Annotated in this window: 2 protein-coding genes; both read right to left on the reverse strand. The window is 70.1% G+C overall.

Going from position 1 to position 1,669, the window contains the following annotated elements; translation table 11 throughout:
- Positions 1-325: 325 nt before the first annotated feature.
- Entirely contained in the window at positions 326-1,477 is a 1,152-nt protein-coding gene (locus L615_RS03475; RefSeq protein WP_145724135.1) for a 2-oxoacid:ferredoxin oxidoreductase subunit beta, read from the reverse strand.
- A gap of 2 nt (positions 1,478-1,479) precedes the next feature.
- Positions 1,480-1,669: hypothetical protein (locus L615_RS03480; protein ID WP_145724136.1), on the reverse strand; the 190-nt coding region annotated here is incomplete at its 5' end.

Consider the following 1,669-nt stretch of genomic DNA (forward strand, 5'->3'; position numbering starts at 1 on the left):
GCGGTGCCGCTGGTTTCGAGGCTCGGCGCTGGGGCGCCTCGCACCTCAACCACCGGCGGCTGGTGAGGTCGAACCCCCGGTAGGCCGCGCGAAGTTCCTGGTGGCTGGGGTGTGCTGTCGGCCGACGGCGTCACGCTGGTTCGCTTCGTCGGACTCCCGGTGGTTGAGGTGTGACGAGCGCCAGCGAGGAGCCTCGAAACCTCCGGGCCTGGGTGGCGGGCTGTGGTGGGCACAGTCGGGTGTGCCGGTGCCGGTGGTTTCGAGGCTCGGCGCTGGGGCGCCTCGCACCTCAACCACCGGCGGTACCGCGCCGGCCGGGTGGGGGTTAGTCGATGGTCCAGGTGTCGCCGGCGTTGATGAGGTGGGTGAGGCGTTCTTCGGGGGTGCCGTGGTCGGTGGCGGCCTGGATGGCGGTGTTGACCTGGGTGCGGGCCTGGTCGTCGTAGGTGGGGCGGTCGACCTGGCGGAAGATGCCGATGGGGCTGCGGTTGAGGTAGCCGGTGTCGGTGAGGCGGGAGATCGCGAACGCGGTGGAGGGGTCGGGGTTGTGCGCGTCGTGCACGAGCACCTGCTCGAGGGGCACGTCGGCGGTGTTGACGACCTCGACCCCGCCGGTGGCGGCGCGGMCGAGGGCCTTGTCACCGAGGCCGTTGAGGGGGCCGGGGTCGTCGTTGCGGACCCCGAAGGTGATGGGTTGGCCGTGGAGGAGGGGGATGACGGCGTGCTGGGCGGTGTCGCGGTCGTGCTCGCCCATGCCCTTGATGGCGTCGAAGGCGCCGTCGTTGAAGATGGGGCAGTTCTGGTAGATCTCGACCAGGGAGGTGCCGCGGTGGGCGGCGGCGGCGGCGAGCACGGCGGTGAGGTGCTTGCGGTCCGAATCGATGGTGCGGGCGACGAAGGTGGCTTCGGCGCCCAGGGCCAGGGAGACGGGGTTGAAGGGGTGGTCCAGGGACCCGACGGGGGTGGACTTGGTGACCTTGCCGACTTCGCTGGTGGGGGAGTACTGGCCCTTGGTGAGGCCGTAGATGCGGTTGTTGAACAGCAGGATCGTCATGTTGACGTTGCGGCGCAGGGCGTGGATGAGGTGGTTGCCGCCGATGGACAGCGCGTCGCCGTCACCGGTGACGACCCACACGGAGAGGTCTTCGCGGGCGGTGGCGATGCCGGTGGCGATGGAGGGTGCGCGGCCGTGGATGGAGTGCATCCCGTAGGTGTCGAGGTAGTACGGGAAGCGTGAGCTGCAGCCGATGCCGGAGACGAAGACGATGTTCTCGCGGCGCAGCCCCAGGTCGGGCAGGAAGGACTGGACGGCCTTGAGGACGGCGTAGTCGCCGCAGCCGGGGCACCAGCGGACCTCCTGGTCTGAGGAGAAGTCCTTGGCGGTCTGCTTCTCGCCCTCACTGATGGTGGGGACGAGCTCGGTGCCGGTGCGCAGCGCCGGGGTGCCCAGGTCGATCGGGTTCTGGGTGGTGGTCATGTTCAGGCCTCCTCGTGGTCGGCGGGAAGGTTGAGGCCGTGCTCGCCGAGGTCGACCKCGCGGTTCTCGGCCTCGCCGACGAGGCGGCCGATGGCCTCGGCGAGCTCGGCTGCCTTCAGGGGCAGGCCGTAGACGTGGTTGTAGCCCTGGGCGTCGACGAGGTACTCCGCGCGCAGCAGCTTGGAGAGCTGG

Source organism: Nocardioides sp. J9 (assembly GCF_007829375.1).
GTDB lineage: Bacteria > Actinomycetota > Actinomycetes > Propionibacteriales > Nocardioidaceae > Nocardioides.